This window comes from Achromobacter sp. EG18, from assembly GCF_059759395.1.
The window spans coordinates 4,660,480-4,687,099 of record NZ_CM186213.1 but is presented as its reverse complement, the minus strand read 5'-3'; the positions used below and the strand labels follow the sequence as shown (position 1 = coordinate 4,687,099).

At 67.7% G+C, this 26,620-nt stretch carries 26 protein-coding genes; 9 read left to right on the top strand and 17 right to left on the bottom strand.

Annotated features, from left to right (window positions below; all coding sequences use genetic code 11):
* Positions 1–14: 14 nt before the first annotated feature.
* Positions 15–962 carry a LysR family transcriptional regulator gene (locus AC6CR5_RS21570; protein WP_498084937.1) on the bottom strand — a complete coding sequence of 316 codons (948 nt, stop codon included), beginning with the start codon at positions 960–962 and terminating at the stop codon, positions 15–17.
* Positions 963–1,075: 113 nt separating this feature from the next.
* Here AC6CR5_RS21570 and AC6CR5_RS21565 point away from each other — a divergent pair, with 113 nt between their 5' ends.
* The 3 genes from AC6CR5_RS21565 (at position 1,076) to nadB (ending at position 5,230) form a co-directional block, all read left to right on the top strand.
* The gene (locus tag AC6CR5_RS21565) at positions 1,076–2,314 is read left to right on the top strand and encodes an MFS transporter (RefSeq protein ID WP_047992473.1); all 1,239 of its coding nucleotides are present in this window, start codon (positions 1,076–1,078) and stop codon (positions 2,312–2,314) included.
* A 185-nt stretch (positions 2,315–2,499) separates the two neighbouring features.
* Positions 2,500–3,636, top strand: a complete 1,137-nt coding sequence (nadA, locus tag AC6CR5_RS21560) for a quinolinate synthase NadA (protein ID WP_498084936.1) — start codon at positions 2,500–2,502, stop codon at positions 3,634–3,636.
* 37 nt (positions 3,637–3,673) lie between these two features.
* A complete protein-coding gene (gene nadB / locus AC6CR5_RS21555) occupies positions 3,674–5,230 on the top strand; it encodes an L-aspartate oxidase (RefSeq protein WP_498084935.1) in 1,557 nt (518 codons plus the stop codon).
* A 65-nt stretch (positions 5,231–5,295) separates the two neighbouring features.
* Here the strand turns inward: nadB and AC6CR5_RS21550 are convergent, their stop codons facing one another.
* From AC6CR5_RS21550 to AC6CR5_RS21530, 5 genes are all read right to left on the bottom strand, one after another.
* A complete protein-coding gene (locus tag AC6CR5_RS21550) occupies positions 5,296–5,946 on the bottom strand; it encodes a DUF799 domain-containing protein (protein ID WP_006388126.1) in 651 nt (216 codons plus the stop codon).
* A gap of 1 nt (position 5,947) precedes the next feature.
* The gene (locus AC6CR5_RS21545) at positions 5,948–6,460 is read right to left on the bottom strand and encodes a DUF4810 domain-containing protein (protein WP_047992471.1); all 513 of its coding nucleotides are present in this window, start codon (positions 6,458–6,460) and stop codon (positions 5,948–5,950) included.
* A gap of 11 nt (positions 6,461–6,471) precedes the next feature.
* The gene (locus AC6CR5_RS21540; protein ID WP_020925561.1) at positions 6,472–7,149 is read right to left on the bottom strand and encodes a CsgG/HfaB family protein; all 678 of its coding nucleotides are present in this window, start codon (positions 7,147–7,149) and stop codon (positions 6,472–6,474) included.
* Positions 7,150–7,440: 291 nt separating this feature from the next.
* Positions 7,441–8,349 carry a DUF4261 domain-containing protein gene (locus tag AC6CR5_RS21535; RefSeq protein WP_047992470.1) on the bottom strand — a complete coding sequence of 303 codons (909 nt, stop codon included), beginning with the start codon at positions 8,347–8,349 and terminating at the stop codon, positions 7,441–7,443.
* 130 nt (positions 8,350–8,479) lie between these two features.
* On the bottom strand, positions 8,480–9,277 hold the full coding sequence (locus AC6CR5_RS21530; protein ID WP_173000596.1) for a fused MFS/spermidine synthase: 798 nt from the start codon (positions 9,275–9,277) through the stop codon (positions 8,480–8,482).
* Between the two features lie 172 nt (positions 9,278–9,449).
* On the opposite strand from AC6CR5_RS21530, the gene AC6CR5_RS21525 reads away from it, so the two are divergent.
* Positions 9,450–10,466: a hypothetical protein gene (locus tag AC6CR5_RS21525; protein WP_498084934.1), complete on the top strand. Its 1,017-nt coding sequence runs from the start codon at positions 9,450–9,452 to the stop codon at positions 10,464–10,466.
* Between the two features lie 120 nt (positions 10,467–10,586).
* Complete coding sequence (locus tag AC6CR5_RS21520; RefSeq protein ID WP_233638905.1) at positions 10,587–11,078, top strand: hypothetical protein; 492 nt, start codon at positions 10,587–10,589, stop codon at positions 11,076–11,078.
* 126 nt (positions 11,079–11,204) lie between these two features.
* Here the strand turns inward: AC6CR5_RS21520 and AC6CR5_RS21515 are convergent, their stop codons facing one another.
* Positions 11,205–12,398, bottom strand: coding sequence for an MFS transporter (locus AC6CR5_RS21515; protein WP_498084933.1), 1,194 nt, complete (start codon positions 12,396–12,398; stop codon positions 11,205–11,207).
* Positions 12,399–12,467: 69 nt separating this feature from the next.
* The gene (locus tag AC6CR5_RS21510; protein ID WP_024067452.1) at positions 12,468–12,947 is read right to left on the bottom strand and encodes an RrF2 family transcriptional regulator; all 480 of its coding nucleotides are present in this window, start codon (positions 12,945–12,947) and stop codon (positions 12,468–12,470) included.
* Between the two features lie 199 nt (positions 12,948–13,146).
* Between AC6CR5_RS21510 and AC6CR5_RS21505 the strand changes: the two genes are divergently transcribed.
* Both AC6CR5_RS21505 and AC6CR5_RS21500 read left to right on the top strand, forming a co-directional pair.
* Positions 13,147–13,989 (top strand): class I SAM-dependent methyltransferase, encoded by an 843-nt coding sequence (locus tag AC6CR5_RS21505; RefSeq protein ID WP_498084932.1) that lies wholly within the window; start codon positions 13,147–13,149, stop codon positions 13,987–13,989.
* Between the two features lie 180 nt (positions 13,990–14,169).
* Complete coding sequence (locus AC6CR5_RS21500) at positions 14,170–15,189, top strand: zinc-dependent alcohol dehydrogenase family protein (protein WP_498084931.1); 1,020 nt, start codon at positions 14,170–14,172, stop codon at positions 15,187–15,189.
* A 141-nt stretch (positions 15,190–15,330) separates the two neighbouring features.
* Here the strand turns inward: AC6CR5_RS21500 and glmS are convergent, their stop codons facing one another.
* A complete protein-coding gene (gene glmS / locus AC6CR5_RS21495) occupies positions 15,331–17,163 on the bottom strand; it encodes a glutamine--fructose-6-phosphate transaminase (isomerizing) (RefSeq protein ID WP_020925581.1) in 1,833 nt (610 codons plus the stop codon).
* 151 nt (positions 17,164–17,314) lie between these two features.
* On the opposite strand from glmS, the gene AC6CR5_RS21490 reads away from it, so the two are divergent.
* Positions 17,315–17,803 (top strand): Lrp/AsnC family transcriptional regulator, encoded by a 489-nt coding sequence (locus AC6CR5_RS21490; RefSeq protein WP_006388107.1) that lies wholly within the window; start codon positions 17,315–17,317, stop codon positions 17,801–17,803.
* A 27-nt stretch (positions 17,804–17,830) separates the two neighbouring features.
* Here AC6CR5_RS21490 and AC6CR5_RS21485 read toward each other — a convergent pair whose 3' ends face one another.
* From AC6CR5_RS21485 to AC6CR5_RS21460, 6 genes are all read right to left on the bottom strand, one after another.
* Positions 17,831–18,892, bottom strand: a complete 1,062-nt coding sequence (locus AC6CR5_RS21485; RefSeq protein WP_006388106.1) for a glycosyltransferase family 4 protein — start codon at positions 18,890–18,892, stop codon at positions 17,831–17,833.
* The gene (locus AC6CR5_RS21480) at positions 18,889–20,211 is read right to left on the bottom strand and encodes a UDP-glucose dehydrogenase family protein (RefSeq protein WP_498084930.1); all 1,323 of its coding nucleotides are present in this window, start codon (positions 20,209–20,211) and stop codon (positions 18,889–18,891) included. Before AC6CR5_RS21480 ends, AC6CR5_RS21485 begins: the two co-directional genes overlap by 4 nt.
* A 120-nt stretch (positions 20,212–20,331) precedes the next feature.
* Positions 20,332–21,723, bottom strand: a complete 1,392-nt coding sequence (locus AC6CR5_RS21475; RefSeq protein ID WP_054515590.1) for an MFS transporter — start codon at positions 21,721–21,723, stop codon at positions 20,332–20,334.
* Positions 21,720–23,093 (bottom strand): bifunctional UDP-N-acetylglucosamine diphosphorylase/glucosamine-1-phosphate N-acetyltransferase GlmU, encoded by a 1,374-nt coding sequence (gene glmU, locus AC6CR5_RS21470; protein WP_006388103.1) that lies wholly within the window; start codon positions 23,091–23,093, stop codon positions 21,720–21,722. The genes AC6CR5_RS21475 and glmU overlap by 4 nt, the downstream gene beginning before the upstream one ends.
* Positions 23,094–23,156: 63 nt before the next feature.
* Complete coding sequence (locus AC6CR5_RS21465; RefSeq protein WP_498084929.1) at positions 23,157–23,960, bottom strand: PhaM family polyhydroxyalkanoate granule multifunctional regulatory protein; 804 nt, start codon at positions 23,958–23,960, stop codon at positions 23,157–23,159.
* Between the two features lie 43 nt (positions 23,961–24,003).
* Positions 24,004–24,675, bottom strand: coding sequence for an outer membrane lipoprotein (locus AC6CR5_RS21460; protein WP_498084928.1), 672 nt, complete (start codon positions 24,673–24,675; stop codon positions 24,004–24,006).
* Between the two features lie 131 nt (positions 24,676–24,806).
* On the opposite strand from AC6CR5_RS21460, the gene AC6CR5_RS21455 reads away from it, so the two are divergent.
* On the top strand, positions 24,807–25,028 hold the full coding sequence (locus AC6CR5_RS21455) for a DUF3717 domain-containing protein (protein WP_006388102.1): 222 nt from the start codon (positions 24,807–24,809) through the stop codon (positions 25,026–25,028).
* A 75-nt stretch (positions 25,029–25,103) separates the two neighbouring features.
* Here AC6CR5_RS21455 and AC6CR5_RS21450 read toward each other — a convergent pair whose 3' ends face one another.
* Positions 25,104–25,709: an SCO family protein gene (locus tag AC6CR5_RS21450; RefSeq protein WP_006388101.1), complete on the bottom strand. Its 606-nt coding sequence runs from the start codon at positions 25,707–25,709 to the stop codon at positions 25,104–25,106.
* 16 nt (positions 25,710–25,725) lie between these two features.
* The gene (cyoE, locus tag AC6CR5_RS21445; RefSeq protein WP_026383355.1) at positions 25,726–26,616 is read right to left on the bottom strand and encodes a heme o synthase; all 891 of its coding nucleotides are present in this window, start codon (positions 26,614–26,616) and stop codon (positions 25,726–25,728) included.
* Between the last annotated feature and the right edge of the window lie 4 nt (positions 26,617–26,620).

Below are 26,620 nucleotides of genomic sequence, written 5' to 3'. Positions count from 1 at the left end.
CGTGGCGGCCGGCCCTAATCCTGCCCGGTCCCGGACCGCAGTTCGGCCGGCAGGTATTGGCGCATGACCTCGATGAAGCGGCGCAGGCGGGCCGGCTGCAATCGCGAAGGCGCATAGATCAGGTAGACGGGCAGGGGCGCGGCGCGCCAGGCTGGCGCCAGCTGCACCAGCCGCCCGCTGGCCAGTTCATCCCGCAAGGCCCACGCCGACGCGATGCCCACGCCCAGGCCCAGCAGCGCCGCGCGGCGCAAGGCATACAGCCCATCGGTGGACAGGCGCGGCTGGATCTCGAAGCGGGACACCTCGCCGGTCTCCACGTGGGTCAGGCTCACCTCGTTGCGGTAGAACGTGCGCAGCGCCAGCCATGGCAGGCGCGCCAGTTCCGACGGATGCTCGGGCACGGGTCCGCCGTCCAGCAATGACGGCGCCGCCATCACGCTGCGCGGCACCTCGCCCAGCTTGAGCGCGACCACGGAAGGGTCCTGCACCGCCCCGACCTTGATCGCGCAATCGATGTTCTCCGCGATGAAATCCGGCACGCGGTCATGCAGCAGCCATTCGACCCGCATGCGGGGATACTGGCGCAGGTATTGCGCCAAGGGCTCGACGAACTGGTTCTGGCCGAACGCGTGCGGCGCCACCACCCGCAGCGTGCCCGCCAGTTCCTCGCCAGCCCCACGCACGTCATTCTCGAACGACTGCCAGGTCGCCAGCAGCTCCCGGGCACGCTCGTAGCAGCGCTGGCCATCCTCCGTCAGGCGGATGGCGTGGGTCGAGCGTTGCAACAGCCGCACCCCAAGGGTGCGCTCCAGCAGCTGCAACCGACGACTGACGGTCGGTTGCGTGCCGCCGAGCTGCAGCGCGGCGGCCGACAGACTGCCGGCCTCCACGATGCGCACGAAGGTTTCGATCAACAACATGCGGTCGGTGCCGGTCGCGACGGCAAGGGCAGGGGTGCTCATACGCGTATCGTATAACGGATCTACCCCCAAGCCGGCTACCCAAGGCGGCTCGGTGCGCTCAGAATCTGCGCCATACGCACATGACGGTGCGCCATTCTGAACGGATTCCCCCCATGACCTCCGATACCCGGGCGCACGCCGCCCCCGCTTTCCACGAGCTTTCCGCGCGGCTGGTGCTGCTGCTGGCGATAGGCGCCGGCCTCGCGGTCGCGTCCCTCTATTACAACCAGCCGATGCTTGGCATCCTCGGCGCGGACCTGCGCGCCGGCGCCGGCGAACTGGGCTGGATTCCCACGCTGACTCAGCTCGGTTATGCGTTTGGCATATTGACGCTGGCGCCGCTGGGAGACCGCTATGACCGCAAGCGCATCGTCCTCATCAAGGCGGGCGCCCTCAGCGCCGCCTTGATGCTGGCCGCGCTGGCGCAGGACATCGGCGTACTGCTGGCCGCCAGCTTCGCCATCGGCCTGTCCGCCACCCTGGCGCAGGACATCGTCCCCGCGGCCGCCACGCTGGCGCCGGCCGCCCACCGCGGCCGCATCGTGGGCACGGTGATGACGGGACTGCTGCTGGGCATCCTGCTGTCGCGCGTCGTCAGCGGGTTCGTCGCCGAACAGTTCGGTTGGCGCGCAATGTTCCTGGTCGCGGCGCTCTCGATCCTGGCGCTGGGCGCGGCCTTGTGGCGCGGCCTGCCGACGTTCGCGCCGACCACCGCGCTGCCTTACGTCGAATTGCTGCGCTCGCTGCCCCGACTCTGGCGCCAGCATGGCGAACTGCGACGCGCCGCGCTCGCGCAGGGACTGCTGTCGCTCGGCTTCAGCGCCTTCTGGTCGACCCTGGCGGTGATGCTGCACGGCGCGCCGTTCCACCTGGGCGCCGCCGCCGCCGGAGCCTTTGGCCTGGCGGGCGCGGCGGGCGCATTGGCCGCGCCCCTGGCAGGCCGCTACGCCGACCGGCGCGGCCCCAACGCCGTCAGCCGCCTGGGCGCCGCGCTCACCGCGGTTTCGTTCGCGGCCATGGCACTGCTGCCGCTGCTGTCGACGCAAGCCGCGCTGTGGCTGATCGCCGCCAGCGCCATCGGCTTCGACCTCGGCATCCAGGTGGCGCTGATCGCGCACCAGAGCATCGTCTACGGCATCGATCCCGGCGCCCGCAGCCGGCTCAACGCTGTGCTGATGGTCAGCGTGTTCATCGGCATGGCCGCCGGCGGGGCGCTGGGCAGCCTGGCGCTGGCAAACTGGGGCTGGATCGGCGTCACGGTGGTCGCCACGACCGCGGCGGTCGGCGCGTTGCTGCTACGCGTGTGGCCCGCCCGCCGCCCGCGCCGTGACCGTGCCGGTTGCCCGGCCTGAGGTTGCCGCTGCGCGGCGGGTCATCCGGCCCGCCGCGCTCGCGCCCCCCGCCGTGCGAAGGCCGCCTCGGGAAAACACGGGTGAAAATCCCGGCGATCTGATTTATGCTCAAAAAAAACATAAGTCGCCTTTTTTTTAATCCATAAATGCTCATATTGAGCATTTATACGCTATGGACCTTCGCCATGACTGCCGATCCCACGCATTTCGTCGAATTCGACCTGCCCGGCGCCGGCCAGCCCGGCATCGTCGGCAAGGCCTGGACCCGGGTGCCCGCCCCCCTTTCCGCCGCCGAACGCGCCGAGGCGGCAAGCCGCATCGGTGCGCTGCTGGCCCGCGAGAACGCCGTGCTGGTGGCCCATTACTACGTCGATGCCGACATCCAGGAACTGGCCGAAGCCACCGGCGGCTGCGTCGGCGACTCGCTGGAAATGGCCCGTTTCGGCCGCGACCACCCCGCCGGGACGCTGGTCGTGGCGGGCGTGCGCTTCATGGGCGACACCGCCAAGATTCTCAGCCCCGGCAAGCGCGTGCTGATGCCGGATCTCGCGGCCAGTTGCTCGCTCGACCTGGGCTGTCCCGCGCCGGACTTCGCGGCCTGGTGCGACGCGCATCCCGGCCGTACCGTGGTGGTCTACGCCAACACCAGCGCCGCGGTGAAAGCGCGCGCCGATTGGGTCGTCACCTCGTCGATCGCGCTGGACCTGGTCGCCGACCTGCATGCGCGCGGCGAGAAGATCCTGTGGGCGCCCGACAGGCACCTGGGCCACTATGTGCAGCAACAGACCGGCGCCGACATGTTGCTGTGGCAGGGCGCATGCCTGGTGCACGACGAATTCAAGGGCGCCGAGCTGGCGCTGATGCGCGCCCAGTACCCCGATGCGCGCGTGCTGGCGCATCCCGAATCGCCTTCCCCGGTATTGGCGCAGGCCGACGTGATCGGCTCCACCACCCAGCTGATCGAGGCTGCGCGGACACTGGATACGCGGCGCCTGATCGTCGCCACCGACCAGGGCATCCTGCACAAGATGCGCCAACGGGCGCCCGGCAAGCATTTCCTGGCGGCGCCCACCGCGGGAGACAGCGCCACCTGCAAGAGCTGCGCCCAGTGTCCCTGGATGGCGATGAACGGACTGGCCGGTGTCGCGCACGTCCTGGAGCACGGCGTCAACGAGATCGAGCTGGACCCGGCGCTGGCCCGGCGCGCCAAAGCGCCGATCGATCGCATGCTGGACTTTGCCCAGGCGCGCAAGCGTGCGGTGCGGGCCAGCGGCGACCTGGCGCGCGATGGCGCGCTGTTCCAGCGGGTCGGCCCGGCCTGAAGCGCGTGGCCATCGGCTTTTCCTGCGAGGTCCCGTCATGCATTTCGACGTCATCATCGTCGGCAGCGGTCTGGCCGGCATGGCCGCCGCGCTCGAACTGGCGCCGCACCGGCAGGTTGCGCTGGTCAGCAAGGGCGCGCTGCATGCCGGCGCCAGCCCGCACGCGCAGGGCGGCATTGCCGCGCCGCTGGGGCCGGGCGACAGCGTGGCCGCGCACCTGCGCGACACGCTGGATGCCGGCGCCGGCCTGTGCGACGCGGCGGCCGCGCGCGCCATCCTCGACCAGGCGCGCGCTGCCATCGCCTGGTTGCAGGCGCAAGGCGTGGCGTTCACGACCGAGGGCCAGGCGCTGCACCTGACCCGCGAGGGCGGCCACGGCCAACGCCGCATCGCGCATGCGGCCGACGCCACCGGCCGCGCCATCATGACGGCGCTGGGCGAGCAGGTGACCCGGCTTGCCGCCATCACGGTGCTGGAGCGCCACTGCGCCGTCGATCTGCTGCTGGACGCGCCCGGCGGCCGCTGCCGCGGCGTGCGCCTGCTGGACCTGGACCGGCGCCTGCGCCGCGAGGTCTCCGCCGACCAGGTGGTGATCGCCAGCGGCGGCGCCGGCCAGGTCTACGCCACCACCACCGCGCCATCCGGCGCCACCGGCGACGGCATCGCCATCGCCGCGCGCGCCGGCGCCCGCACCGCCAACCTGGCGTTCATGCAGTTCCATCCCACCGGCCTGCATCACCCGCTCGCCGACGGCTTCCTGGTCTCCGAAGCCGTGCGCGGCGAGGGCGGGCGGCTGTGCCTGCCAGACGGCAGCCGCTTCATGCCGGCCTACGATCCCCGCGCCGAACTGGCCCCGCGCGACATCGTCGCGCGCGCCATCCATGCCGAAATGCGGCGCCACGCGCTCGATTGCGTCTACCTGGATATCAGCCACCGCCCGCGCGCTTTCCTGCTGGCGCACTTTCCAGCCATCCACGCGCATTGCCTGGCGTTGGGACTGGACATCGCCACCACGCCCATTCCCGTGGCGCCGACCGCCCACTACACCTGCGGCGGCATCGCCACCGACACCCGCGGCCGCAGCAGCGTGGCCGGCCTGTACGCGGTGGGCGAAGCGGCCTGCACCGGCCTGCACGGCGCCAATCGACTGGCCAGCAATTCACTGCTGGAATGCGTCGTCACGGGCCGTGCCGCGGCCCGCGACATCCTGGCGCGCCCCGCAAGGACACGGGTCGACACCCCGGCCTGCGCCATGCCGGCCCGCGACACATCGGCGGCAGCCTTCGCCACCCCGCTGCGGCAATCGCTGCGCGCCTTGATGACCCTCGAAGCGGGGATCGTGCGCAGCGATGCCTCGCTGCGGCGCGCCGCCGACCACATCACCGCCTTGCGCCGCGCGCTCGATGCCCGCGACCATCTCGACGACAGCCTGGAAGGACTGGAACTGCGCAATCTGGCCCTGGTCGCCGATTTGACGGTACGCGACGCGCGCGATCGCCGCGAAAGCCGCGGCGCGCATTTCAACCAGGACTGGCCTGACCGTTCAGCCCTACCCGCAAGCCCTGCAATGCCGCCCCGCAATCATCGGCCGTGACGATTGCGACACTGCCCTCGCGCCGTGGTCAACGGGGCGAGGGCAGCGTGGCCGGCAAGGCCCGGTCAGGGTTGGGCGGCGTAGCGCGGCGAGCGAGGGCCGTACAGAATGCCGCCGGAAGTACCGGCACTGAGCAGCATGTTGTTCGTCATGCCGGCGACGCCATAGCTGCGATCGGAGAGCGTATTGACGACCTGATCCACCACCGCCTGCACCAGCATGCCGATCAGGCCGCCGCTGCTGTTGCTGGCTTGCACGACCTCCTTGCTGCCATCCCACAGCTTGGCGCCCGTGCGCAGGTCCACCAGCGCGGCGTCGATCGAAACCGTGATCGAGCTGGACAGGACCGCATAGCTCGACCCGTACTGTTTGACGGTCATATACAAGGCGGCATCCGCGCCAAAGATCTCGCGCAGGCGCGCGGCCGGCAACTCGTGGATTTCGTCCGCGTTGGTCAGGCCATTCTGCTTGAAGGTCTCTTCCATGACGGCCACGGGCACGACGTAGTAGCCCGATTCCGCCAGCGGCATGGTCGCCTGCGCCAGCACCGCCGCGCCCGCCGCCACGTCCACGGACGTGTTCAGCGGCGGCAGCACCAGGATCGATGCCGGCTTGCTTTCGCGAAAGGCGGCATAGTCCACATTGCGCTGCGGCGCGGCGCAACCCGCCAACAGCGCGACCAGCGCCAACACGGCAATACGCATGATCGTGTTCATCTCAGGCTCCTTTCTTGGCCGGCTGTGCGTTGGCCGGCGTGGGCGAGGCGGCGGGCGCGGCGGGCGCCGCCGACGGTGCGGCCGACGCGGGCTCGGACGGCGCGGCCGACGCGGCGTTGTCCGCCATCTTGCTGGCATTGCGCAGCAGGAAATCCATGAACGGCTTGGATTCGGGGAAGGCCGCCTTCTCGCCTTCCAGCTGTTCCAGGCCCTTGGCGCCATCACCCAGCTTCAGGTACAGCATGCCCAGATGCGCGCGGAAGCCCGGCGGCAATTGCGCGTTGCTCGCCCGCGCGGTTTCGATGTTCTTTTCCATCGCCAGGCTCTGCGCCGCGTAGTCGGCGCCATCGTCCTTGAGATAGGCGTAGACCGAAGGTTGGTACGACTGCCAGCTGTACATGCTCTTGGGTTGCTGCGCGCACGCGCCCAGCAACCCCGCCACGGCAACCACCGCCATGGCGCGCCCCATGCGCGCGAGCGCCCGCGGGCGCGCCTTCGCCAGATTGTTCGACATTGGAATACCTATCAGGGTTGTACCGGTTGCCAGGCGCCTTGCTCGATGCCATCGACCAGACGATCCACGGCCTCGCGGATCGCCAGGTCCAGCACCTTGCCGTTCAGCGTGGAGTCATAGCCGGCGGTGCCGCCGAAGCCGATGACTTCGCGGTTGGACAGGCTGTATTCGCCCGCCCCCGACGCGGAATAGACCACCTCGGAGGTCGTCACGTCGACCACGTTGAGGTCGACCTTGGCGTAAGCCACCTGTTCCTTGCCTCGGCCGAGGATGCCGAACAGCTGATGGTCGCCCGTCACCTTGCGGCCGAACGCCGTCACGTCGCCCGTCACGACGTAACGCGCGCCCTTGATCTGGCTGGCCTTTTTGTTGAACGCCGCTTCCTGGGCGATTTCGGACAGGTTGTCGCGGTCCATCACCTGGAACCGGCCGCTGCGCTGCAGATGGCTGACCAGGATGGTCTTGGCCTGGCCGCCGAGGCGGTCCACGCCGTCGGAGAACACGCCACGCAGGTAGTTGGTGCGGTTGTCGAACTTGCCAACCGAGATCGGACTGCGCACGCCCTGGTAGGGCTTGCTGGCCGCGGCGACCGCGGGTACCGCGACCGACTGGGAACGTTCGGTGGCGCAACCGGCCACCAGCAGTGACAGGACCGTCACCGCGCCAAGCGTTACTGCCTTGCTCAACATGCCTTACTCCTGCAGACCCGGCACTCGATCCGTGGCGGGCGAAGCGTGAAATGATGGAATCGGGCAGTGAGTATATACAATTACATACAGTCGTAATAATTAGAATTGATGTAGAAAAGCAGGTTATTTCGTCCTAAAAACCACCAACCTCGGCCATCTGCAACGCTCCGCGTACGGATGAGTCAGATTTTTCGGGCATTGGCACTGTGCCGGCCCTCTTTTTGCCGGGGCGCGCTCCCTCATGAGCGCCCCCTCTCGAACCGTTGCCCCAAGAGCCGGCCGGTACGTCCGTCAGTCGTCCTGGGCGTCGGCCGGCTTGTTGATCTGCGAGGCGTCGATGATCTCCGTCACCAGCACTGCCTGCGGGCCGTGCAGGAAATACTCGGCCTCCAGCGGTTCGCGCAGCCTCATGTAACGGTCCTCGCCGATCTGCATGGTGTGGCCGGCGGCCAGCTCGGCGCCGCTGTCGAGCAGGTACGCCATGATGTTGTTGAACATGTTCGAATACTGCTCGCCCTGGTGATGGCCCTCGGCCAGCACGGCGAAGTCCGGCAGCCCGAAGCGGCCGGCGCCATAGGTGCGCATCCACACGCCTTGCACGCCTTCCACCTCGTACTTCACGAAGCCGCAGTACAGCATGTTCAAGGGCAGCGAACGCAGCAGTTCCAGGCTTTCGTCGCCCATCGACTCGCGCGAGAACACCCCCGCCGGCAGTGACGTATGGGCATCCTCGTTCAACACCGCGACGGCCTGCAATCCAGCCAGCGCCCCGGCCACCGCCGCCAGCGCCACGTACTGCTCCAGCGGGTCCGTCTCGAAGCCGGCGTAGTAGAGCAGCACATGGCTGACGTGGCCGCGCACCTGCTCCTTGACCTCGGCGGGATAGTGCGCCGGCGCCACGCACGCCTCCAGCGCATCCTGGGGGAAGGGCGCGTTGAAACCCACCAGGCGAACCACGTGCTTGCCCCAGCCGACCAGGGCCAGCAATTCCGGCATGTCCGGTTCGATCTCCGCGCGCGCCTCGCGCATCTCGGGGTGATAGGCGCGCAGCGCCGCCGCCAGCGCATCGGCCTGCGGCGCCAGCGGCGCGGCGAACACGACCTGCAGGCTCGGGCCATCCTTCATGTCGGGATTGGCCGTCAGGGCGACGGTGTCGGCGGACGATTCGGCGCGACCGAAAAAACGGGAGAAGATGCTCATGGAAAGGATCCTGGCGGTGCGGGAAAAGCGTGGATGCTAGCAAGGCGGCTACGGACGCAGGCTCGCCATGTGCAACAAAACCCCGCCGCGCGCTACCGGACGTTAGCGGACGCCGGAAAACCGCGCCGCGTCACTTCAGTTCGCGCGTCGCGCCGATGACGCGCAGGGTGGGCATCAACTGGCGCCAGGCGTCCTTGGGAATGACGGCCGGCCGCTTCAGGTCGGCCGCCGCCGGATCGTCCAGCAGGTCGCCCTTGCAGGCGAACACGATGCTGTTGGTCATGTCATCGTCCACCACCTCGAACATGGCGCCGCCGAACGCGGCGCGCACCCGGTCCAGGTAGGCATGGTGCAGCGGATGGTTCACATGGAAGTTGATCACCAGGATGCCGTTGTCGCGCAGGGCGCGATGGCAATCCGCGTAGAAGTCCGCCGAGCACAGGGCGGGAGGAATGCCGGCGTCGTCGAAGCCGTCCAGCAGCAGCACGTCGGCGGCGTCCCGCAGGCCGCGCAGATGGTCGGCCGCATCGGCCTGAACCACCCTGAAACGCTCGCCATCGGGCGGCACCATGAATGCATCGCGCAAGGCGATGACACCCGCATCGATCTCGACCACCTCGATGCGCGAATGCGCCAGGTAGCGATGGCAGAACTTGGCCAGCGACCCGCCTCCCAGCCCGACCATCAGGATGTCCGCGGGCTCCGGCGCGAACAGCACGAAACCCATCATCATCCGCGTGTACTCGAGGTCGAGCGCATCGGGGCTGAGGGTCGACATGCGGCTTTGGATGACCTTGTCGGAAAAATGCAGGGTGCGCGTCGTGCCCGCCACGTGCACATAGGGTTGGGCCGCGGGCAGGGCGGCGCTGGCGGCATCCGGCGCCACCGGCGCGCTGGACAGGGACAGGGAGGAATCACGGACGGACATGGGGCAGAAGATACCACCGCCGCAGGGCAGCGCGGCAGTGTCGGACGGATTCCTGCCCGGCGCGGTTAAAGAACGCGCATCGGCCTGCCGTACATGTCGTGTCACCTCGCCGTCGCAGCGCCGGCCATCGGCCGGCCGCGACGCCATGTGTCCCGCCTTACCGGAATCTTCCATGCAGTCCCTGCTCACCGACACCCTCCTTCCGACCACAGCCACCGCCAGCAACGACGCCCATGCCGCCGCCAGGCGCGACGCCGATGCGGCGCGGGACCGGGACGCCGCGCAGCCCGCGGACAAACCGGTCTCAATCCGCGTGATCCTCAGCGACGACGCGCTCGAGCGCGCGGCCAAGGCGCGCAAGGCCGCCTTCCAGATGGCCACCGACGCGGCCCAGTCGCGCCACGACCTGGCACGCGCACGCGTCGCGCAGATCAAGCAGCGCATCGACACGCTCAAGAAGATGCTGATGTTCCTGGGCAAGGCCGCGGCCAAGGCCATCCTGCGTGAACTGCGCCAGCTGGCCGGCGAACTCGGTCAGGCCGCCAGCGCCCTCAAGGACAGCGGCGGCGTGCAGGCGGCCGGCGCGTCGCCGGGCGCGGCGGCCGCGCCCGTGGTGCATGGCGCGAGCGGCGCCCCGGCCACGGGTGACGCCAACGGCACGCCGGCCGGCACGGCCGAAGGCGCCGATGCCACGGGCGCCGGCGCGTCCACGCCGACGACCGCCGCCTCCCGCGCCCTGGCGGCCTATGCCGCCGCCAGCGACACGGCGCTGGACAGCGACGCCGATACGGCCGACACACCCGCGGCCGACACCGCGGCGCAAGGCGCCGCCGCCGCGGCCCGGGCGGACGCCGCCAAGGCCGCATCCGCGTCCGTCGACACCGACACGGCCGGCGACCGGAACGACAAGGCCGGCGCCCCTACCGAATCCCGCCACGAGCCGCAGGCCGCCCAGCGCCGCCAGGACGACGCCCAGGCCGTGCGCGATGCCATCCGGGCCATGAAGGAACTGCTCGCCATGCTCAAGAGCAAGCTGCGGCAGCACGACAAGGAAGCCCAGAAGCAGGTCGCCGAAGTCCGCGACGCCCTGGCCGAGGCCGAAAAAACGGCCCAGGCCATCGACGGCGGCGGCGCGGCAGTGGGCGTCGGCGGCATGGAAGGCGGCGACGCCACGACCGCCGCGGCCTGAATCAGACGGCGGCGCGGGCATGCCGAGCGGCATCCCCCGCGCCCCTGCGCGGCCGGGCGCAGCCGGCTTATGATGGCCCCTTTCCTCCCAACCGCCGCGCCGGATGACGCGGCTACCGCAATGCCTCGCCTTCACCCGCTCTGCTTCGCTTTTCTGCTGTTGCCGCTCCTGGCCACCGCGCAAACCCACGTCGACCCCGACGCCGAGCAAGCCCGGCAGACCTTGAAACAACGCGCCATCGAACCCGAGTGGATCGACGACTGTTTCGTGGCCGGCAACCCGTTTCGCTACTGCATCTACCTCGACAAAACGTATAGCTTTCGCGTGGTCGACCGGCATTTGCAGGAGCCTTACCAGGTCTACCTGTTCGACAACGGGCCCGACTACCCCCAGGAAGGCCGCTATCGCATCCGCCTGAACGGCAAGATCGGCTTTGCGGACGAGGAAACCGGCGCCATCGTCGTCGCCCCGGTCTACGACTGCGCCTTTCCCTACGAAGACGGCAAGGCCAGCGTCGGTTTCGGCTGCAAGGAGGAAAGCGACGGTGAACATCGCTGGTGGTCAGGCGGCAAGTGGCAGGACATCGACCGGCAGGGCAAGGTCATCGACTAGGGAACCGCGCGGCCTGGCTCGCAGCAACTCCCGGCCAGCCCCAGGTTGCTCGCGAACGTGGTGCCGGCGTAGGCGCGCCGCGCCAATCCCATCGCCGCCAGCCCGGCGCCGCTCGACTGCCCAGCGCTATCCGCGATCGGAGCCTTGGCGCCCTGTACTTCCAGACATCATGATGTAGCACATCGCAATTGCAGCCAGTGCCGCCCCGGCCCATAACGGATACGACCCGCCCAGGCCAATCAGCTGGCCGCCTATCATTGTCCCGATAGCGATCCCGATATAGATTCCCGAAGAGTTCAGCGCAATGACCAGGTTGGCTTCCTGTGGAGCCAGGCTGATCAGCCTTTGCTGCTGTGCGGGTGACTGGGCCCAGCTGCTGCCCCCCCAGCACGCTATCAGGAAAGAAATCGGATAGATCGCTTCAAGTCCTTTCCCGCCGAACATGAGGCCCAGGCCGCCAAGGGCCAAGGTCATGACAAGGTATGCGCAGGCAAGCGTCATGATCGGCCCGTGCCTGTCCGTAGCCCACCCGGAAAGATAGTTGCCGCAAAAGGCGCCAAGCCCATACATGAACAGCATCATGGTGAAATTGGCGGGCGGGACCTGAAAGCCTTCCAGGATGGAGATGATGAAGGCGTACGCCGAATAGGCGGCGGCCATCCCGAAAACCGTGAGCATCAGTATGCCCACGACACCTGGTCTTGCAAGCACCGACAATCGTTGCCGCAAACCGATGGCGGCGCCTCCGGGCATGGGCTTCATCACAAAAAAGACCGTTGCCGCCGCCGCGAATGCAAGAACGCCGACAAAAGCCAATGAGGCGCGCCAGTTCATGAACACGCTGATCGCATGGCCAAGCGGAACGCCCAATGCAGTGGCGACGGTGAGCCCTCCGATCACGACGGAAAGCGCTCGCGCCCGCTGACCGGGATGCACCATGGCGGCAGCCGTCGCCCCCGCGTTCGGGGTGTAGGCCGCCGCCGATGCGGCGGCGGCTATCCGCGTCAGTATGAGAAGCCCCAATGTCGTACATGCCGCGGAAGCGATGTTGGCAAGGCCGAGCAAAACCAGCGACGACACAAGCAGCCTGCGTCGGGCCACCGTGGAAGTCATCGTCGCGATGATCGGGGCAAGCAATGCATAGGCAAGGGCGAACGCAGTGACCGACCACCCGGCCATCGATGCGCTCACAGACAGGTCTTCGGCCATCTCCGGCAGAAATGCGGAAACGATGAATGCATCCATACCGACCGCAAACGTACCCAGGGCCAAGACCAGGGTTGAGCCCAGGGAGCGCTTTGATTGTTCGACGTTTTCCATTTTCATATCAGGATATTTGATATCTAGATTAACGAACCAAAAAAAGAGGGAAACCCTCTTTTCCGACGGCTAGCTTGAATAGCCCGCATACCATTGCTTCATTCGCTGGCTCCCTGATGGCGGAGATGCCTTTATCAGATCGGCAATGGTCTGCGCGGCCAGTTCCTTTCTCCATGCGGTCTCGGCTCGCTGCATGGCGGCGGCGATTCCACAGGGACGCGCGAAGTCGTTTGGCTTGGCAAGACATCCCGCGCCCCGCTGCCTGATTTCGGTGCACCGGAATGCCCACTCATCTCCCTCGATGGCCATCACGACATCCAACAGGGAGATCGCCTCGGGAGACTTCGCGAGTTGAAAGCCCCCCTTGGCGCCCGCCGAAGAAGTGAAAATTCCGGCACGCACCAGACTCTGGAGAAACTTGTTCAGATAGTGCGAAGGCAGTTCGAATGCGGCGGCGAGCCTGGATGTCGGCACCGGCCCGTCATTGCCGACCCACGCCAGGGTCAGGCAACAGTGCAATGCCCATTCAACACCTTCGCTCATCTTCATGCTATTTACAATTTCCAGTGATCGATATGAAATTACGCAACGCATGCAGCGCTGTTGCCATCGATAGGCCAACATCCGCAACGACGGGCTGTTTCGCGCACCATCCGGCAGGTAGCTTCGCCGCTTTAATTTGGATAAATTATATCTAGATAAATTGCACCGTCAACCAACGACGCGGCACATCAATGAGGGTAGCGCAATGAAACCAGAGAAAGTGCACCTGACGCAGGAGAAGGAGACCCTGCTGATCACGCTGTTCGCGAAGGCCGGCGAATCCGATCTGGGCGACTCGCTCCTGAACGACCGCTATGCCGCGGAAGCGTTGAAGCGCATCGATTATGACTTCGCCAGGCTCAAGGTCGGCCGCGACATGATGATCGGTCTGGCGATGCGCGCCCACCATCTTGACGAATGGGCGCGCCGCTTCATCGAACGCCATCCTCGATGCGTCGTACTTCACCTGGGTTGCGGGCTGGATACGCGCTACTTCCGCATCGCCCCAGCGCCGGGCGTGCGCTGGTACGACGTCGACTACCCCGAGGTGGTCGACCTTCGGCGCCGGCTTTTCGCAATGCAGGAAGGCTATTTCCTGATCGCATCCGCTGTCCAGGATGTCGCGTGGCTTGAGCAGGTTCCCGCCGACCTGCCGGTGCTCGTAATCGCGGAGGGCCTGCTGATGTACCTGTCGCGAGACGACGTCAGGGCGCTACTCGGGGGTATCGTTTCCAGGTTTCAACACGGGGAATTCATCTGTGACGCGCTCAGTTCCCTCGGCGTTCGCTTCGTCCAGCGCATTCCGTCGGTGCGCGCCACCGGCGCGCAGTTGAAGTGGGGAATCGACGACCCGCGTGAGCTGGAGGCACTCGCGCCGCCGCTGAAACTGGCCGAAGAGGCCGACTGCTATCGCCGCGATGACGTCGCGCGGTTTTCCCTGCTGTCGAGAATATCCATCGGCATCATGCTCGCGATCCCCGCTCTCCGGCGCATGAACCATCTCCTTCGCTACACCATTCAACGCGATCCACGCCCGACGCCACGGTAGCGGATGGAGGCAATGTAAGTGGCAATGGCCTGGCGGGAGTTGGCGTAGCGACCTCACTGGTTCCTTGCAGGCAACATTGAAGGGAATACATGACATCACTGGATAGCGCGGGTCCCGGATATCTTACGGGCACTGGGCCGCGCCGTGCGGCTCTCTGGAACCAAGACAGAGGACACCACCATGCAGGCATATCGGATCACCGCCGGCCAGGGTATCGGCTCGTTGCAACGCGGGGCGCTGGCAGCGCGCGCCCCCGGTCCCCATGAGGTGCGCGTGCGCGTCAAGGCCGTTTCGCTGAACTTCCGCGACCTGATGGTCGCGCGTGGCGGCTACCTGAAACCGGCGGACGCCCCCGTCATTCCAGCGTCCGATGCCGCTGGTGAAGTCGTGGACGTCGGCGCCGGGGTCACACGCTACCGGCCGGGCGACCGGGTGATGGGCGCCTTCTTTCCGGACTGGATCGATGGCGAGTCCGACCCCGTCAACACCACGCGGGTGCCGGGCGCCGCCAGCGACGGCGTGCTGGCCAGCGAGGTCATTTTCTCCGAGCACTCCCTGGTCGCCATTCCCGATTCGCTCTCGGATGAACAGGCCGCGACCTTGCCATGCGCCGCCGTCACCGCCTGGAGCGCCCTGTTCGTCGCGGGACGCGCCAAAGCCGGCCAGACCGCCTTGCTGCTGGGCACCGGCGGGGTATCGATCTGGGGCCTGCAACTGGCCAAGGCAGCGGGCCTGCGCGCCATCATCACCTCGTCCAGCAACGAGAAACTGGCGCGGGCGCGCGAGTTGGGCGCGGACCACGTGATCAACTACCGCGACAACCCCGAATGGCAGGACGAAGTGCTGCGCGTCACCGGCGGCGAAGGCGCCCACGTGGTGCTGGAAGTCGGCGGCGAGGGCACGCTGGAGCGCTCGGTCGCGGCGGTCCGGCACGGCGGCGCGGTCGGCATCATCGGCGGTGTCAGCGGTTTCGACTCGGTGCCAGTCTCGCCCTTGGCGTTGATCGCCGGCCACAAGCGCCTGGAGGGCATTCTGGTGGGCAGCCGCAAGATGCTGGAAGATGTGACGCGGCTGGTCGACAGCGCCGGCATCGCGCCGGTGATAGACCGGGTCTACGGTTTCGACGAGGCGCCGGCCGCGTTCGAGCGCCTGGCCTCGGGCCGTCACTTCGGCAAGATCGTGATCCGCGTCGACGCTTGAACGGCACAAAGAAAAAGGCCGCCTTGATGGCGGCCCAGGTGTCGAGAGACAACGCTCTTCAAATGCGGAAAGTCGCGTCGGGCGTTGTCGAGACACCGACCTTATTTCTCGTTTTCAACATCGGGGCCACGCCCCGAGGCATCACTCCACCGTCACGCTCTTGGCCAGATTGCGCGGCTTGTCCACGTCGGTGCCACGGGCGCAGGCCGTGTGGTACGACAGCAGCTGCAGCGGCACCGTGTGCAGGATCGGCGACAGCTTGCCGTAGTGCTCGGGCATGCGGATCACGTGCATGCCTTCAGCGCTCTGGATCTTGCTGTCGGCGTCGGCGAACACGTACAGCTCGCCGCCGCGCGCGCGCACTTCCTGCATGTTGGACTTCAGCTTTTCCAGCAGCTCGTCCTTGGGCGCGATGGTGACCACGGGCATGTGCTCGGTCACCAGGGCCAGCGGGCCATGCTTGAGTTCGCCGGCCGGATAGGCTTCGGCGTGGATGTAGCTGATTTCCTTGAGCTTGAGCGCGCCTTCCAGCGCGATCGGGTAGTGCATGCCGCGGCCCAGGAACAGCGCGTTTTCCTTCGAGGCAAAGCGGTCGGCCCAGGCCATGATCTGCGGTTCCAGCGCCAGCACCGAGCCGATGGCCACGGGCAGGTGGCGCAGCGCCTTCAGGTGCTCGGCCTCCTGCTCGTCGGTCAGGCGGCCGCGCACTTGCGCCAGCGCCAGCGTCAGCAGGAACAGCGCGGTCAGCTGCGTGGTGAAGGCCTTGGTCGAGGCCACGCCGATTTCGACGCCGGCGCGGGTGATGTACGACAGCTTGCATTCGCGCACCATGGCGCTGGTGGACACGTTGCAGATGGTCAGCGTGTTTTCCATGCCCAGCGAGCGGGCATGCTTGAGCGCGGCCAGCGTGTCGGCGGTTTCGCCTGACTGCGAGATCGTGACGACCAGCGAGCGCGGGTTCGGCACGCTGTCGCGGTAGCGGTATTCGCTGGCGATTTCGACCGCCACGGGGATCTTGGCGATCGATTCGATCCAGTACTTGGCGGTCAGGCCGGCGTAGTAGCTGGTGCCGCAGGCCAGGATCAGCAGCGAGTCGATGTCCTTGAAGATCTTGTAGGCGTCGTCGCCGAACAGCTCGGGCGTGATGGCCTCGATGTCCTGCAGCGTGTCGCCGACGGCCCGCGGCTGCTCGAAGATTTCCTTCTGCATGTAGTGGCGGTAGGGGCCGAGTTCAGCCGCGCCGGTGTGCACCTGCACGGTATGCACCTGGCGTTCCACATTCTTGCCGTTGGCGTCCACGATCCAGACGCGCGCCAGCTGCAGGTCGACGACGTCGCCGTCTTCCAGGTAGATGATCTGGTCGGTGGTGCCGGCCAGCGCCAGCGCGTCCGAGGCCAGGAAGTTCTCGTTCTGGCCCACCCCCACCACCAGCGGCGAACCCTGGCGCGCGCCGACCACGCGGTGCGGTTCGTCGCGGCAGAACACGGCGATGGCGTAGGCGCCATGCAGGCGGCGCACGGCGTTCTGCACGGCCTCGAACAGGTCGCCGGCATACAGGTGGTTGACCAGGTGCGCGATCACTTCGGTGTCGGTCTGGCTTTCGAAGACGTAGCCCACGGCCTGCAGCTCGGCGCGCAGTTCGTCGTGGTTCTCGATGATGCCGTTGTGCACCAGCGCGATGCGCGGCTCGTCATTGCCCAGGTGCGAGAAATGCGGGTGGGCATTGTGCGTGGCCGGCACGCCGTGCGTGGCCCAGCGGGTGTGGGCGATGCCGGTGAAACCTTGCACCTTGTCCTGCGCGACCTGTTCGGCCAGCTCGGCCACGCGCTGGGTGCTGCGCGTGCGGCGCAGGTGGCCGTCGGCGTAGACGGCGACGCCGCAGGAGTCATAGCCGCGGTATTCCAGCCGCTTCAGGCCTTCGACCAGGATCGGGGTGATGTCGCGCTGGGCGACGGCGCCAACAATGCCGCACATAGGAGAGACTCCTGAAAGTTCGAGTACGGAACGCATTGTGCGCGTCCCGCCAAGAAATTTGATTTCTTTATCTGGTCATATTTGACAGTTTATTCACTTACATATTTGTGATTAAATAATATTTCACTAATCATGCATTCATGAATTAATCATGCAAAACCAGCCGGTCACCCTGCCTGAGTTGGACGATCTGGACCTGCGCATCCTGGAACAATTGCAAGACGACAACTCGCTGACCAACCAGGAACTGGCCGCGCGCGTGCACGCCTCGCCGCCGACCTGCCTGCGACGGGTGCGGCGCCTGGTGGAAGAAGGCGTGATTGCGCGCCAGGTGGCCATCCTGGCGCCCGACAAGCTGGGCAGCACGCTGACGGCCATCGTCGAGATCACGCTGGACGTGCAGGCGGCCGAAAGCCTGGACGCCTTCGAACGGATCATGCTGGCCGAACCGGCGGTGCTGCAGTGCTACCGCGTGTCGCCGGGGCCGGACTTCGTGGTGATCGCGCAGGTCAAGGACATGCCGGCCTATCACGCGCTGGCGCACCGCGCCTTCACCGCGCATGCCAACGTGCGCAACGTGCGCACGTTCTTCTCGGTGCATCGTGCCAAGTTCGAGACCCGTATCGATCCGCGCGGATAGGAGCCGGGCGGTCGGGCCGCGACGCCGCTAGCGCGCCGCCAGCAGCCGCTCGAACTGCGCCAGATAGCGATTGCCCATCTTCTGCACGTCGTGCTCGTCGCGCACGTACTGATACGCGCGCTCGGTGATTTCCTGGCGGAACGCGGCGTCATCCAGGCAGCGCGCCATGCCCTGGGCCATGGCGTGGAAGTCGGCCACCGCGCACAGCACGCCGCGCCCGTCCGCCAGGCTTTCCTTCAGGCCGCCGGCATCGGTGGACACCACCGGCACGCGTTGCAGGAAGGCGTCCAGCACGCTGCTGCCCAGCGCCTCTTCCTCGGAGCTCATGACGAACACGTCGAGGATGCTGTAGAAATCCTCGACGCCCTTGCGAAAGCCCGCGAAACGGTAGACGTCCTCGACCCCCAGCGCCCGCGCCTCGTCGCGCGCCTGCTGCTCGCGATCGCCGCCGGCGCCGAAGTGCAGGAACACGAAATCGCGCCGCGTCTTCGCCAGTTCGGCCACCGCCCGCACCAGCGTCACCGGATCCTTGTCGCGGATCAGCGCGGCCGACGTGGCCATGACCTTCTTGCCTTCCAGGCCAAATTCGCGCACCAGCGCGGCGACGTTTTCCTGGTTGATCCGGTGCGGCTCGACCGCGCTGCGGATGATGACCGGATCCAGCCCCAGGCGGCGCGGTTCGCTCGCGGCCATGTCGCTGATGGCCACGAACAGGTCGGTGTGGCGCCACTTGTAGCCGGTCTTCCATTCCTCGTTGGGCTTGACCACGAACGATGTGCGGCGCGAGAACGCCACCGGGCGGCGGTGCAGCCACTTGGTCAGCACCGCCCAGGTGACGGTGTTGGCGGTCTGGGCGTGGATGATGTCGTAGCCGCTGCCCGCGCGCGCCAGGAATGCCAGCTGCGCCGGCACGTTGCGGACGGGGTGCGCCACGAAACCTTCCTGGCGCACGCGTTCGGCCAGCGGGCCGCCCTCGCGGCACAGCACTTCGACCTGGTGGCCGGCATTGCGGAACGCGCGCATGCAGTACAGCGTCTGGCGTTCGCCGCCGCGCCACCCCTTCTCGAAGTTGAGCTGTAGGATCTTCATGCGCGGCCGATGCCCGAGTACTCGAAGCCCTGGGCGCGCACGTCGGCCGGCGTGTAGAGATTGCGGCCGTCGATGATGAGCGGCGTCTTCAGCAAGGCCTTGACGCGGTCGAAGTCGGGCGCGCGGAAGACCTTCCATTCGGTGGCGATCAGCAGCGCGTCGGCGCCGTCGAGCGCATCGTACATGTCGGTGGCAAAACTCACGCCCGGCTTGCCATCCAGAACCCGGCCGGCCTCCTGCATGGCCACCGGATCGTAGGCGCGCACAGTGGCGCCGCGGCGCGTCAGCTCGTCGATCACGGTCAGGCTGGGAGCCTCGCGCATGTCATCGGTATTGGGCTTGAACGACAGGCCCCACAACGCGATCTTGCGGCCGCTCAGATCCTCGCCGTAGCGCGCCACCAGCTTTTCCGACAGGCGGAACTTCTGCGCATGGTTGGCGGCCTCGGCGGCCTCGATGACACGCATCGGCAGCGCATTCTCGGCGGCGGTGTTGACCAGCGCCTGCACGTCCTTGGGGAAGCACGAGCCGCCGTAGCCGGCGCCCGGATACAGGAAGTGGTAGCCGATGCGCGGATCGGCGCCGATGCCGCGGCGCACCTGCTCGATGTCGGCGCCCAGCGCTTCGGCCAGGTTGGCCATCTCGTTCATGAACGAGATGCGGGTCGCCAGCATGGCGTTGGCGGCGTATTTGGTCAGCTCGGCCGAGCGCACGTCCATCACCATCAGGCGGTCGTGGGTGCGCTGGAATGGCTCGTAGATGCGGCGCATGATGCCGATGGTGTAGTCGTCGTCGGCGCCGACGATGACGCGGTCCGGGCTCATGAAATCGTTGATCGCGGCGCCTTCCTTCAGGAATTCCGGATTCGAGGCGACGCTGAACGGCACCTCGACACCGCGCTTGGCCAATTCCTCGGCCACCGCGGCCCGCACCTTGTCGGCGGTGCCGACCGGGACGGTGGACTTGTCCACGATCAGCTTGCGGCTGGTCATATGCCGAGCAATGTTGCGGGCGGCGGCCAGCACGTATTTCAGGTCGGCCGAGCCGTCCTCGCCGGGCGGCGTGCCCACCGCGATGAACTGCACGTCGCCGAACGCCACGCTCTGGGCCACGTCGTCGGTGAAATGCAGGCGGCCGGCCTGCACGTTGCGCCGCACCAGGTCTTCCAGGCCAGGCTCGTAGATGGGGATACCCCCCTGGCGCAGCAGGGCGATCTTCGCCGCATCCACGTCCAGGCACATGACGTCGTTGCCCATGTCGGCCAGGCATGCCCCCGACACCAACCCTACGTAACCGGTACCCACGACCGTGATCTTCATGCCTGAACGCCTTAAAAATAGGTAATCGTCGCGCCCGGGCATCCTGCCCCAGCGCCGGTCGCCATTATAGAAGGGCCGCCAGCCCGCCCGGAGCGCGGCGCCCGCGGCGATCGGCTGGCGCTAGGGCGCCCGCAGCTTGCTGAAGCGCACCGTGTTCACGACCACCGCCAGCGCCGCGCAGATCGTGCCCAGCACCAGGGCCAGCCCCGGTCCGTGCGCCGCGCTGACACTGAAAGCGATCGCCACCAGCGCCGTGCCGAAGCTCTGCCCGAACACCCGGGTGGTCGCCTGCAGGCCGCCGGCCGCGCCGCTGCGCACGCGCGGCGCGGCCGACAGCATGGCGCGGTTGTTCGGCGTCTGGAAGAAACCGAAGCCCACGCCCGCCACGAACATGCCGGCGACGATGGGCACGTTGCCCACGGAGGCGGGCAGCGCCGCCAGCCACAGCATGCCGATCACCATGGTCGCCGCGCCCACGCCGCTCAGGGTGGCGGCGGAGTAGCGGTCCGACAGGCGGCCGGCCAGCGGCGCGATCAACGCCGTGCCCACCGGCCAGGCGCCCATCAGCATGCCCACCTCGAGATATGGCCGTCCCAGCACCTGCTGGAAATAGAAAGGCAGCGACACATACGAGGCCATCTGCGCCGCAAAGGTGCAGGCCGACGCCCCCACCGCGAACGCCAGCGGCCGGATGCGCAGCAGGTCCACCGGCACCAGCGGCGCGGGCTGGCGGCTGGCGCGGCGCACCAGTACCAGACCCGCCACGGCGGCAATCGCCACCAGGCCGATCCCGCGCAGCAGGTCCTCGCCCATCATGTCGATGCCGGAAATGAACACGCCCAGCGTCGCCATGCACAGCAGCGCGCTGATCCAGTCCAGCCGCACGTCGTTGCGCGGCACCTCCGGCAAATGGCGCAGGCCGAACATGGCCAACACGCAGATGGGCAGGTTGACGGCGAAGATCCACGGCCAGGGCGCCACCGACAGGATCGCCGAGCCGATCGTCGGCCCCAGCACCGACATCACCGCCACCGTGGTGGCGTTGATACTGATGCCGCGCCCCAGCATCTTGAGCGGATAGATGTTGCGCACCAGGCCGCCGAACAGGCACATCAGCGTCGCCGCGCCCACGCCCTGGAACACGCGCGCCGCCGTCAGTTGCGCCAGCGTGCCGGCCAGCGCGCAGCCCAGCGAGGCCAGGGTGAAAAGCACCAGCCCGAAGGTGAACATGCGCCGGAAACCGATGCGCTCGGCCAGGGCCGACAACGGCAGCAGCATCATCACCACCGCCAGGTTGTAGGCATTGACCACCCACACCGCCTGCGCCGGCGAGGCATTCAGGTCGGCCGCGATGGTCGGCAGCGCGACGTTGGCGATGGTGGTATCCAGCACCGACAGGCTGATGCCCGTCATCACGGTCGCCGCCGCCCAGTAGCGGCGCGGCGCCGGCAAACCGTCCGGCGCGGCAGGCTTGGACTTGCCCGCCGGCGCCGGGGACGCCGGCGCGGTCACGACTTCTTGACCGGCCGTTGCCAACCGTCGACGGTGACCTGCTTGCCGCGCGATACCGTCAGCTTGTCGGCCGGCGCATCACGGGTCAGGGTGGTGCCGGCGCCCAACGTGGCGCCGCGGCCGACGCGCACCGGCGCCACCAGTTGCGTGTCCGAGCCGATGAAGGCGTCGTCCTCGATGACGGTGCGGTGTTTGTTGACGCCGTCGTAGTTGCAGGTGATGGTGCCCGCGCCCACGTTCACGCGCGCGCCGATGTCGGCATCGCCGATGTAGGCCAGGTGGTTGGCCTTGCTGTCGGCGCCCAGCACGCTCTTCTTGATCTCGACGAAGTTGCCGACATGGGTGCGATCGCCGAGTTCGGCGCCCGGACGCAGGCGGGCGTACGGACCAATGCGCGCGTCGCCGCCGACCTGGGCCTGCTGCAGATGGCTGAAAGCCTCGATCTGCGTGCCCGCGCCGATGCTGACGTCGCGCAGCACGCAGTGCGGGCCCACGCGCACGCCGTCGGCCAGCGTCACCTGGCCCTCGAACACGCAGCCCACGTCGATGAACACGTCACGGCCGCAGGTCAGCGTGCCGCGCACGTCGAAACGGGCGGGGTCGGCCAGCGTCACGCCGGCCTCGAGCTGGCGGCGGGCCTGCTCGCCCTGATAGCGGCGCTCCAGTTCGGCCTGCTGCACGCGGCTGTTCACGCCCAGCGTCTCCCACGATGCGTCCGGCTGGGCCGCGCCCACCGGCACGCCATCGGCCACGGCCAACCCGACCACATCGGTCAGGTAGTACTCGCCCTGGGCGTTGTTGTTGTCGATGCGCGAGAGCCAGTCCTTGAGCTGCGCGGTGGGCGCGGCCAGGATGCCGGTGTTGACTTCCTTGATGGCGCGCTCGGCCTCGGAGGCATCCTTGTGCTCGACGATGCGGCAGACGTTGCCGGCGGCGTCACGCACGATGCGGCCGTAGCCGGTCGAGTCGGCCAGCACTTCGGTCAGCACCGCGGCACCGTTGCCGCGCGCCTGCAGCAGGCGGCGCAGCGTCTCGGGCTGCACCAACGGCACGTCGCCGTACAGCACCAGGGTCACGTCGTCCTTGCCGTCGCCTTCGCGCAGCAGCGGCACGGCCTGCTGGACCGCGTGGCCGGTGCCTTGCTGCGGCTGCTGCAGCGCGAATTGCAGATCGTCCTGCCCCGCGAAAGCCTGCTTGACGCGGTCGGCGCCATGGCCGACCACCACGATGACGCGCGCCGGCTCGAGCTGGCGGGCGCTATCCAGCACGTGGGCCAGCATCGGTTTGCCGGCCAGGGTGTGCAGCACCTTGGGCAGGTCGGACTGCATGCGCTTGCCGAGTCCGGCGGCGAGAATCACTACATTGAGCATAGGTTCCGGTATTTGAATGCGCCCGCTACCGCCATCCAGCGGGCCGGGACGGGATTGAAAAAATCAGGGCTTGCCGTCGGCAGGCCCGCTGTTCTTGGTGGCCGCCTTGGCGGCCGGTTTGCGCGCGGTCTTGCGGGCGGGCTTGGCGACCGTCTTGGCAGCCTTGGCCGCCGGGGCGGCCGCGGCCTGCGGGCCGCCCGGCTTGGCCTTGGACTTGTCGGCCTCGGGCGCCGGCTGGCTGCCGGGCATCGATGCGGCCGTGGCCGCCGCGATCTGGTTGAATTGCTGTTGCAGCAAGTCCCACCAGGCCTTGGAGGCCGACTGCGCCGCCGCGCCCATCTGCTCGCTCATGCCGGGCTGGGCGCCGGCCGTGCCGGCGTCGGACTCGGGAGCCTTGGCCTCAGCCTTCGCAGCGCCCGCGGCCTCTTGCGACGAGCCTTGCGACGGGCCTTGCGGCGCGCGCTTGGCGGCAGGGGCCGGCTTCAGGCCCAGCACCACTTCCAGCGGCGACGCCGCGCCGCTTTCGCGCACCGCGCCCAGGTCCAGGTTGGCGGCCGAATCGACAAAGGCGCGCAGCGTGCTGATGGTGGAGCGCTGCACTTCCATGCCCTGGATCGTGCTGGACAGCATCGACAGGTTCATGCGCAGCCAATTTTCCACCGAACGCAGTTCGGCGATACGGCGGTCCAGGTCTTCCAGGTTCATGGGCGGCGCCATCGGCAGGCTGCTCGCCAACCCGCCTGGGCCGGTCAGGCCAGCCCAGGCCTGGCGCATCATTTCCATGCTGGCCAGCAGGGGGTTGCCCGACAGGTCGGAATTCTGGCCCATGCCGGGCAGGACGAACGGGTTGCTGTGTTGGTCGCTCATTCCTGTCTTCCCATAGATCGCAAAACGCTGCCGGCCGGCGTGGTCATCCCGGCAGCAGCTGATTATTCTCCACCCGCACGTGGTCGCCGGACGCGAAGGCGAACGGCTGCGCGCTGCGGAATTGGCGCGAGCTGCCGTCGTTCATGCGTACCGTGAGCTCATAGTGCGTCACCGTTTGTTGCTGCCTGATATTACGCTCAACTTCACGGCCTGCCAAAGCGCCGCCCACCGCGCCCAGCACGGTCAGCGCGGTCTTGCCGCTGCCGCCGCCGAACTGGTTGCCGACCACGCCGCCGGCCACGCCGCCAGCAATGGTGCCGACCAGGTGGTCGCTATTGTCCTTGACCGGCACCTGCACCTGGCGGATCGATTCAACCACGCCGCAATTGCGGCAGGCCTGCGCCGCCGGGGCTGGGGCCGGCGCAGGGCGGCCTTGCGCCTGGGGCTGCTGGGCCTGCGCCTGGGCTGGCTGCCGCGCGGCCGGCGCTTGCGGCTGGCCAGGCGTCGCGGGCTGGGCCGGCGCCAGATTGGCGGCCTCGGGCCCGGGCTGGGCCAGCGCCGGGTCCTCGGCGTGCGGGGTGGCCGACGGCGTCGGCAGCCAGCCCATCACGGCGGCCACGCCGACCGAGCACATGACGATCACCGCGATGGCGGCGGCCGCGACCAGCGGATGCAGGCCGCGGCGGGGAGATTCGGTTGGGGCGGGATAATTCATGACGATGCTCCATCGTTACTAACCGGCAGTGGTATAGCACCCGGATGCGGTTTCGGCATGTTGCGATGGTGACGCTTCATTGCTGCGCCGAAGCGGTTGGACAGCCCGCGGCATTCGTGGAAAATAGGACCATGAATGCCATCACCTTGCCTCAGATCGAAGCGGCCATCAACTATTGGCGCAATGTCTCGCCGTCCACCGGCGACGAATCGCGCCTGTGCCCGGAGGCGGCCGCGCTGGCCACCCCCTATGCCCTGATGATCATGTCGCACCGCCGCGAACTGCCCATGGCGGATATCGGCGACAAGGCGCGCGATGCGCTGGCCCGCTGGCGGGCCGCGGGCGGCGAATGACGCCATAGGCCGCACACCCGATCGCGCGGCAGCGCCTGCCGATGCCTGCCCGGCTGGCCGACCGCGGCGGCGGCATCAACCCTTGAGCAGGGCCTGGATGTCGTGCACCAGGGCATCGACCCCGATGTTGTTGTTGGCCAGCACGCGCGATTCACCCTTGCCGTCGAGCAGGTAGAAGGCCGCGGTGTGGTCCATGGTGTAGTTGCCGTCCTTGGTCGGCGCCTTGGCGTAATAGGCCTTGAACGAGGCCGCCGCCTTCTTCACCTGGTCGGGCGTGCCGGTCAAACCCAGAAAACGCGGGTCGAACGCGGTTACGTATTGCTTGAGCACTTCCGGCGTGTCGCGCTCGGGATCCACCGTGATCAGCAGCACCTGGACGCGCTCGGCGTCCGGGCCCAGCTTTTTCATGACCTCCGTCAGCTCGGCCAGCGAGGTCGGGCAGACATCCGGGCACTGCGTGAAGCCGAAGAACACCACCACCGCCTTGCCAGCGAAGTCCTGCAGCGTGCGCGTCTTGCCGTTGTAGTCCGACAGCTCCAACCCGCGGCCCAGCTGGGTGCCGCTGATGTCGCTGCCCTTGAACTGCGGCGCGTTGTCGCCGCAGGCGGCCAGGGCGACGGTGAAAGCGGCGGCCGTGGCCAGGCGCAGGGCCAGGCGCCGACTGGCGGAAAATACGGACATCGACATCTCCAGGGGGTCAGATCAGCGCGACCCAGTGGTCCACCAGCAGGGCGCCGAACAACAGCGCCAGGTAGAGAATGGAAAAACGGAACATGCTGCGCGCCAGCTCGTCGCTGTAGTTGCGGTACAGGCGCCAGGCATACGACACGAACATGCCGCCCAGCACCAGCGCCGACGCCAGGTACAGCGCGCCGCTCATGCGGATCGCGGTGGGCAGCAGCGTGGTGGCGACCAGCGCGATGCTGTAGAGCAGGATCTGCAGACGCGTGAACTGCTGGCCGTGCGTCACCGGCAGCATGGGCAGGCCGGCCTTGACGTAGTCATGGTTGCGATACAGCGCCAGCGCCCAGAAATGCGGCGGCGTCCAGATGAAGATGATCAGCACCAGCAGCCAGGCCTCGGCCGGCACCGAATCGGCCACCGCCGCCCAGCCCAGCGCCGGCGGCATGGCGCCCGACAGGCCGCCGATGACGATATTCTGCGGCGTGCGCGGCTTGAGGATGACGGTGTAGATCACCGCGTAGCCGACGAAGGTGGCAAAGGTCAGCCACATGGTCAACGGGTTGACCAGCGTGTACAGCACGAACATGCCGGCCCCGCCCAGCAGGCCCGACAGGCCCAGCACCTGGTACGCGGAAATGGTGCCGCGCGCGGTGGCGCGCCGCGCCGTGCGCAGCATGCGGGCGTCGACTTCCTGCTCGATCAGGCAATTGATGGCGAAGGCGGCCGCGGCCAGCAACCAGATGCCCAGGGTGCCGAACAGCACGCGGCGCATGTCGGGTACGCCCGGCACGGCCAGGAACATGCCGATCACCGCGCAGAACACCGCCAACTGGGTGACGCGCGGCTTGGTGAGCACGAAATATTGGCGGAGCAATCCGGATTGGGGAGCGGCAAGACTGGTCATCATG

Excerpts from the sequence above, each read along its gene's own strand:
- AC6CR5_RS21530 (WP_173000596.1), bottom strand. The coding sequence starts at position 9,277 with ATGTCCGTCCGTGATTCCTCCCTGTCCCTGTCCAGCGCGCCGGTGGCG.
- AC6CR5_RS21565 (WP_047992473.1), top strand. The coding sequence starts at position 1,076 with ATGACCTCCGATACCCGGGCGCACGCCGCCCCCGCTTTCCACGAGCTT.
- AC6CR5_RS21480 (WP_498084930.1), bottom strand. The coding sequence starts at position 20,211 with ATGAAGATCACGGTCGTGGGTACCGGTTACGTAGGGTTGGTGTCGGGG.
- AC6CR5_RS21520 (WP_233638905.1), top strand. The coding sequence starts at position 10,587 with ATGCCTCGCCTTCACCCGCTCTGCTTCGCTTTTCTGCTGTTGCCGCTC.
- AC6CR5_RS21510 (WP_024067452.1), bottom strand. The coding sequence starts at position 12,947 with ATGAAGATGAGCGAAGGTGTTGAATGGGCATTGCACTGTTGCCTGACC.
- AC6CR5_RS21460 (WP_498084928.1), bottom strand. The coding sequence starts at position 24,675 with ATGAATTATCCCGCCCCAACCGAATCTCCCCGCCGCGGCCTGCATCCG.
- AC6CR5_RS21505 (WP_498084932.1), top strand. The coding sequence starts at position 13,147 with ATGAAACCAGAGAAAGTGCACCTGACGCAGGAGAAGGAGACCCTGCTG.
- AC6CR5_RS21465 (WP_498084929.1), bottom strand. The coding sequence starts at position 23,960 with ATGAGCGACCAACACAGCAACCCGTTCGTCCTGCCCGGCATGGGCCAG.
- AC6CR5_RS21455 (WP_006388102.1), top strand. The coding sequence starts at position 24,807 with ATGAATGCCATCACCTTGCCTCAGATCGAAGCGGCCATCAACTATTGG.
- AC6CR5_RS21535 (WP_047992470.1), bottom strand. The coding sequence starts at position 8,349 with ATGAGCATCTTCTCCCGTTTTTTCGGTCGCGCCGAATCGTCCGCCGAC.
- AC6CR5_RS21490 (WP_006388107.1), top strand. The coding sequence starts at position 17,315 with ATGCAAAACCAGCCGGTCACCCTGCCTGAGTTGGACGATCTGGACCTG.
- AC6CR5_RS21525 (WP_498084934.1), top strand. The coding sequence starts at position 9,450 with ATGCAGTCCCTGCTCACCGACACCCTCCTTCCGACCACAGCCACCGCC.
- AC6CR5_RS21515 (WP_498084933.1), bottom strand. The coding sequence starts at position 12,398 with ATGGAAAACGTCGAACAATCAAAGCGCTCCCTGGGCTCAACCCTGGTC.
- cyoE (WP_026383355.1), bottom strand. The coding sequence starts at position 26,616 with ATGACCAGTCTTGCCGCTCCCCAATCCGGATTGCTCCGCCAATATTTC.
- glmU (WP_006388103.1), bottom strand. The coding sequence starts at position 23,093 with ATGCTCAATGTAGTGATTCTCGCCGCCGGACTCGGCAAGCGCATGCAG.
- nadA (WP_498084936.1), top strand. The coding sequence starts at position 2,500 with ATGACTGCCGATCCCACGCATTTCGTCGAATTCGACCTGCCCGGCGCC.
- AC6CR5_RS21540 (WP_020925561.1), bottom strand. The coding sequence starts at position 7,149 with ATGTTGAGCAAGGCAGTAACGCTTGGCGCGGTGACGGTCCTGTCACTG.
- nadB (WP_498084935.1), top strand. The coding sequence starts at position 3,674 with ATGCATTTCGACGTCATCATCGTCGGCAGCGGTCTGGCCGGCATGGCC.
- glmS (WP_020925581.1), bottom strand. The coding sequence starts at position 17,163 with ATGTGCGGCATTGTTGGCGCCGTCGCCCAGCGCGACATCACCCCGATC.
- AC6CR5_RS21570 (WP_498084937.1), bottom strand. The coding sequence starts at position 962 with ATGAGCACCCCTGCCCTTGCCGTCGCGACCGGCACCGACCGCATGTTG.
- AC6CR5_RS21550 (WP_006388126.1), bottom strand. The coding sequence starts at position 5,946 with ATGAACACGATCATGCGTATTGCCGTGTTGGCGCTGGTCGCGCTGTTG.
- AC6CR5_RS21545 (WP_047992471.1), bottom strand. The coding sequence starts at position 6,460 with ATGTCGAACAATCTGGCGAAGGCGCGCCCGCGGGCGCTCGCGCGCATG.
- AC6CR5_RS21500 (WP_498084931.1), top strand. The coding sequence starts at position 14,170 with ATGCAGGCATATCGGATCACCGCCGGCCAGGGTATCGGCTCGTTGCAA.
- AC6CR5_RS21485 (WP_006388106.1), bottom strand. The coding sequence starts at position 18,892 with ATGAAGATCCTACAGCTCAACTTCGAGAAGGGGTGGCGCGGCGGCGAA.
- AC6CR5_RS21450 (WP_006388101.1), bottom strand. The coding sequence starts at position 25,709 with ATGTCCGTATTTTCCGCCAGTCGGCGCCTGGCCCTGCGCCTGGCCACG.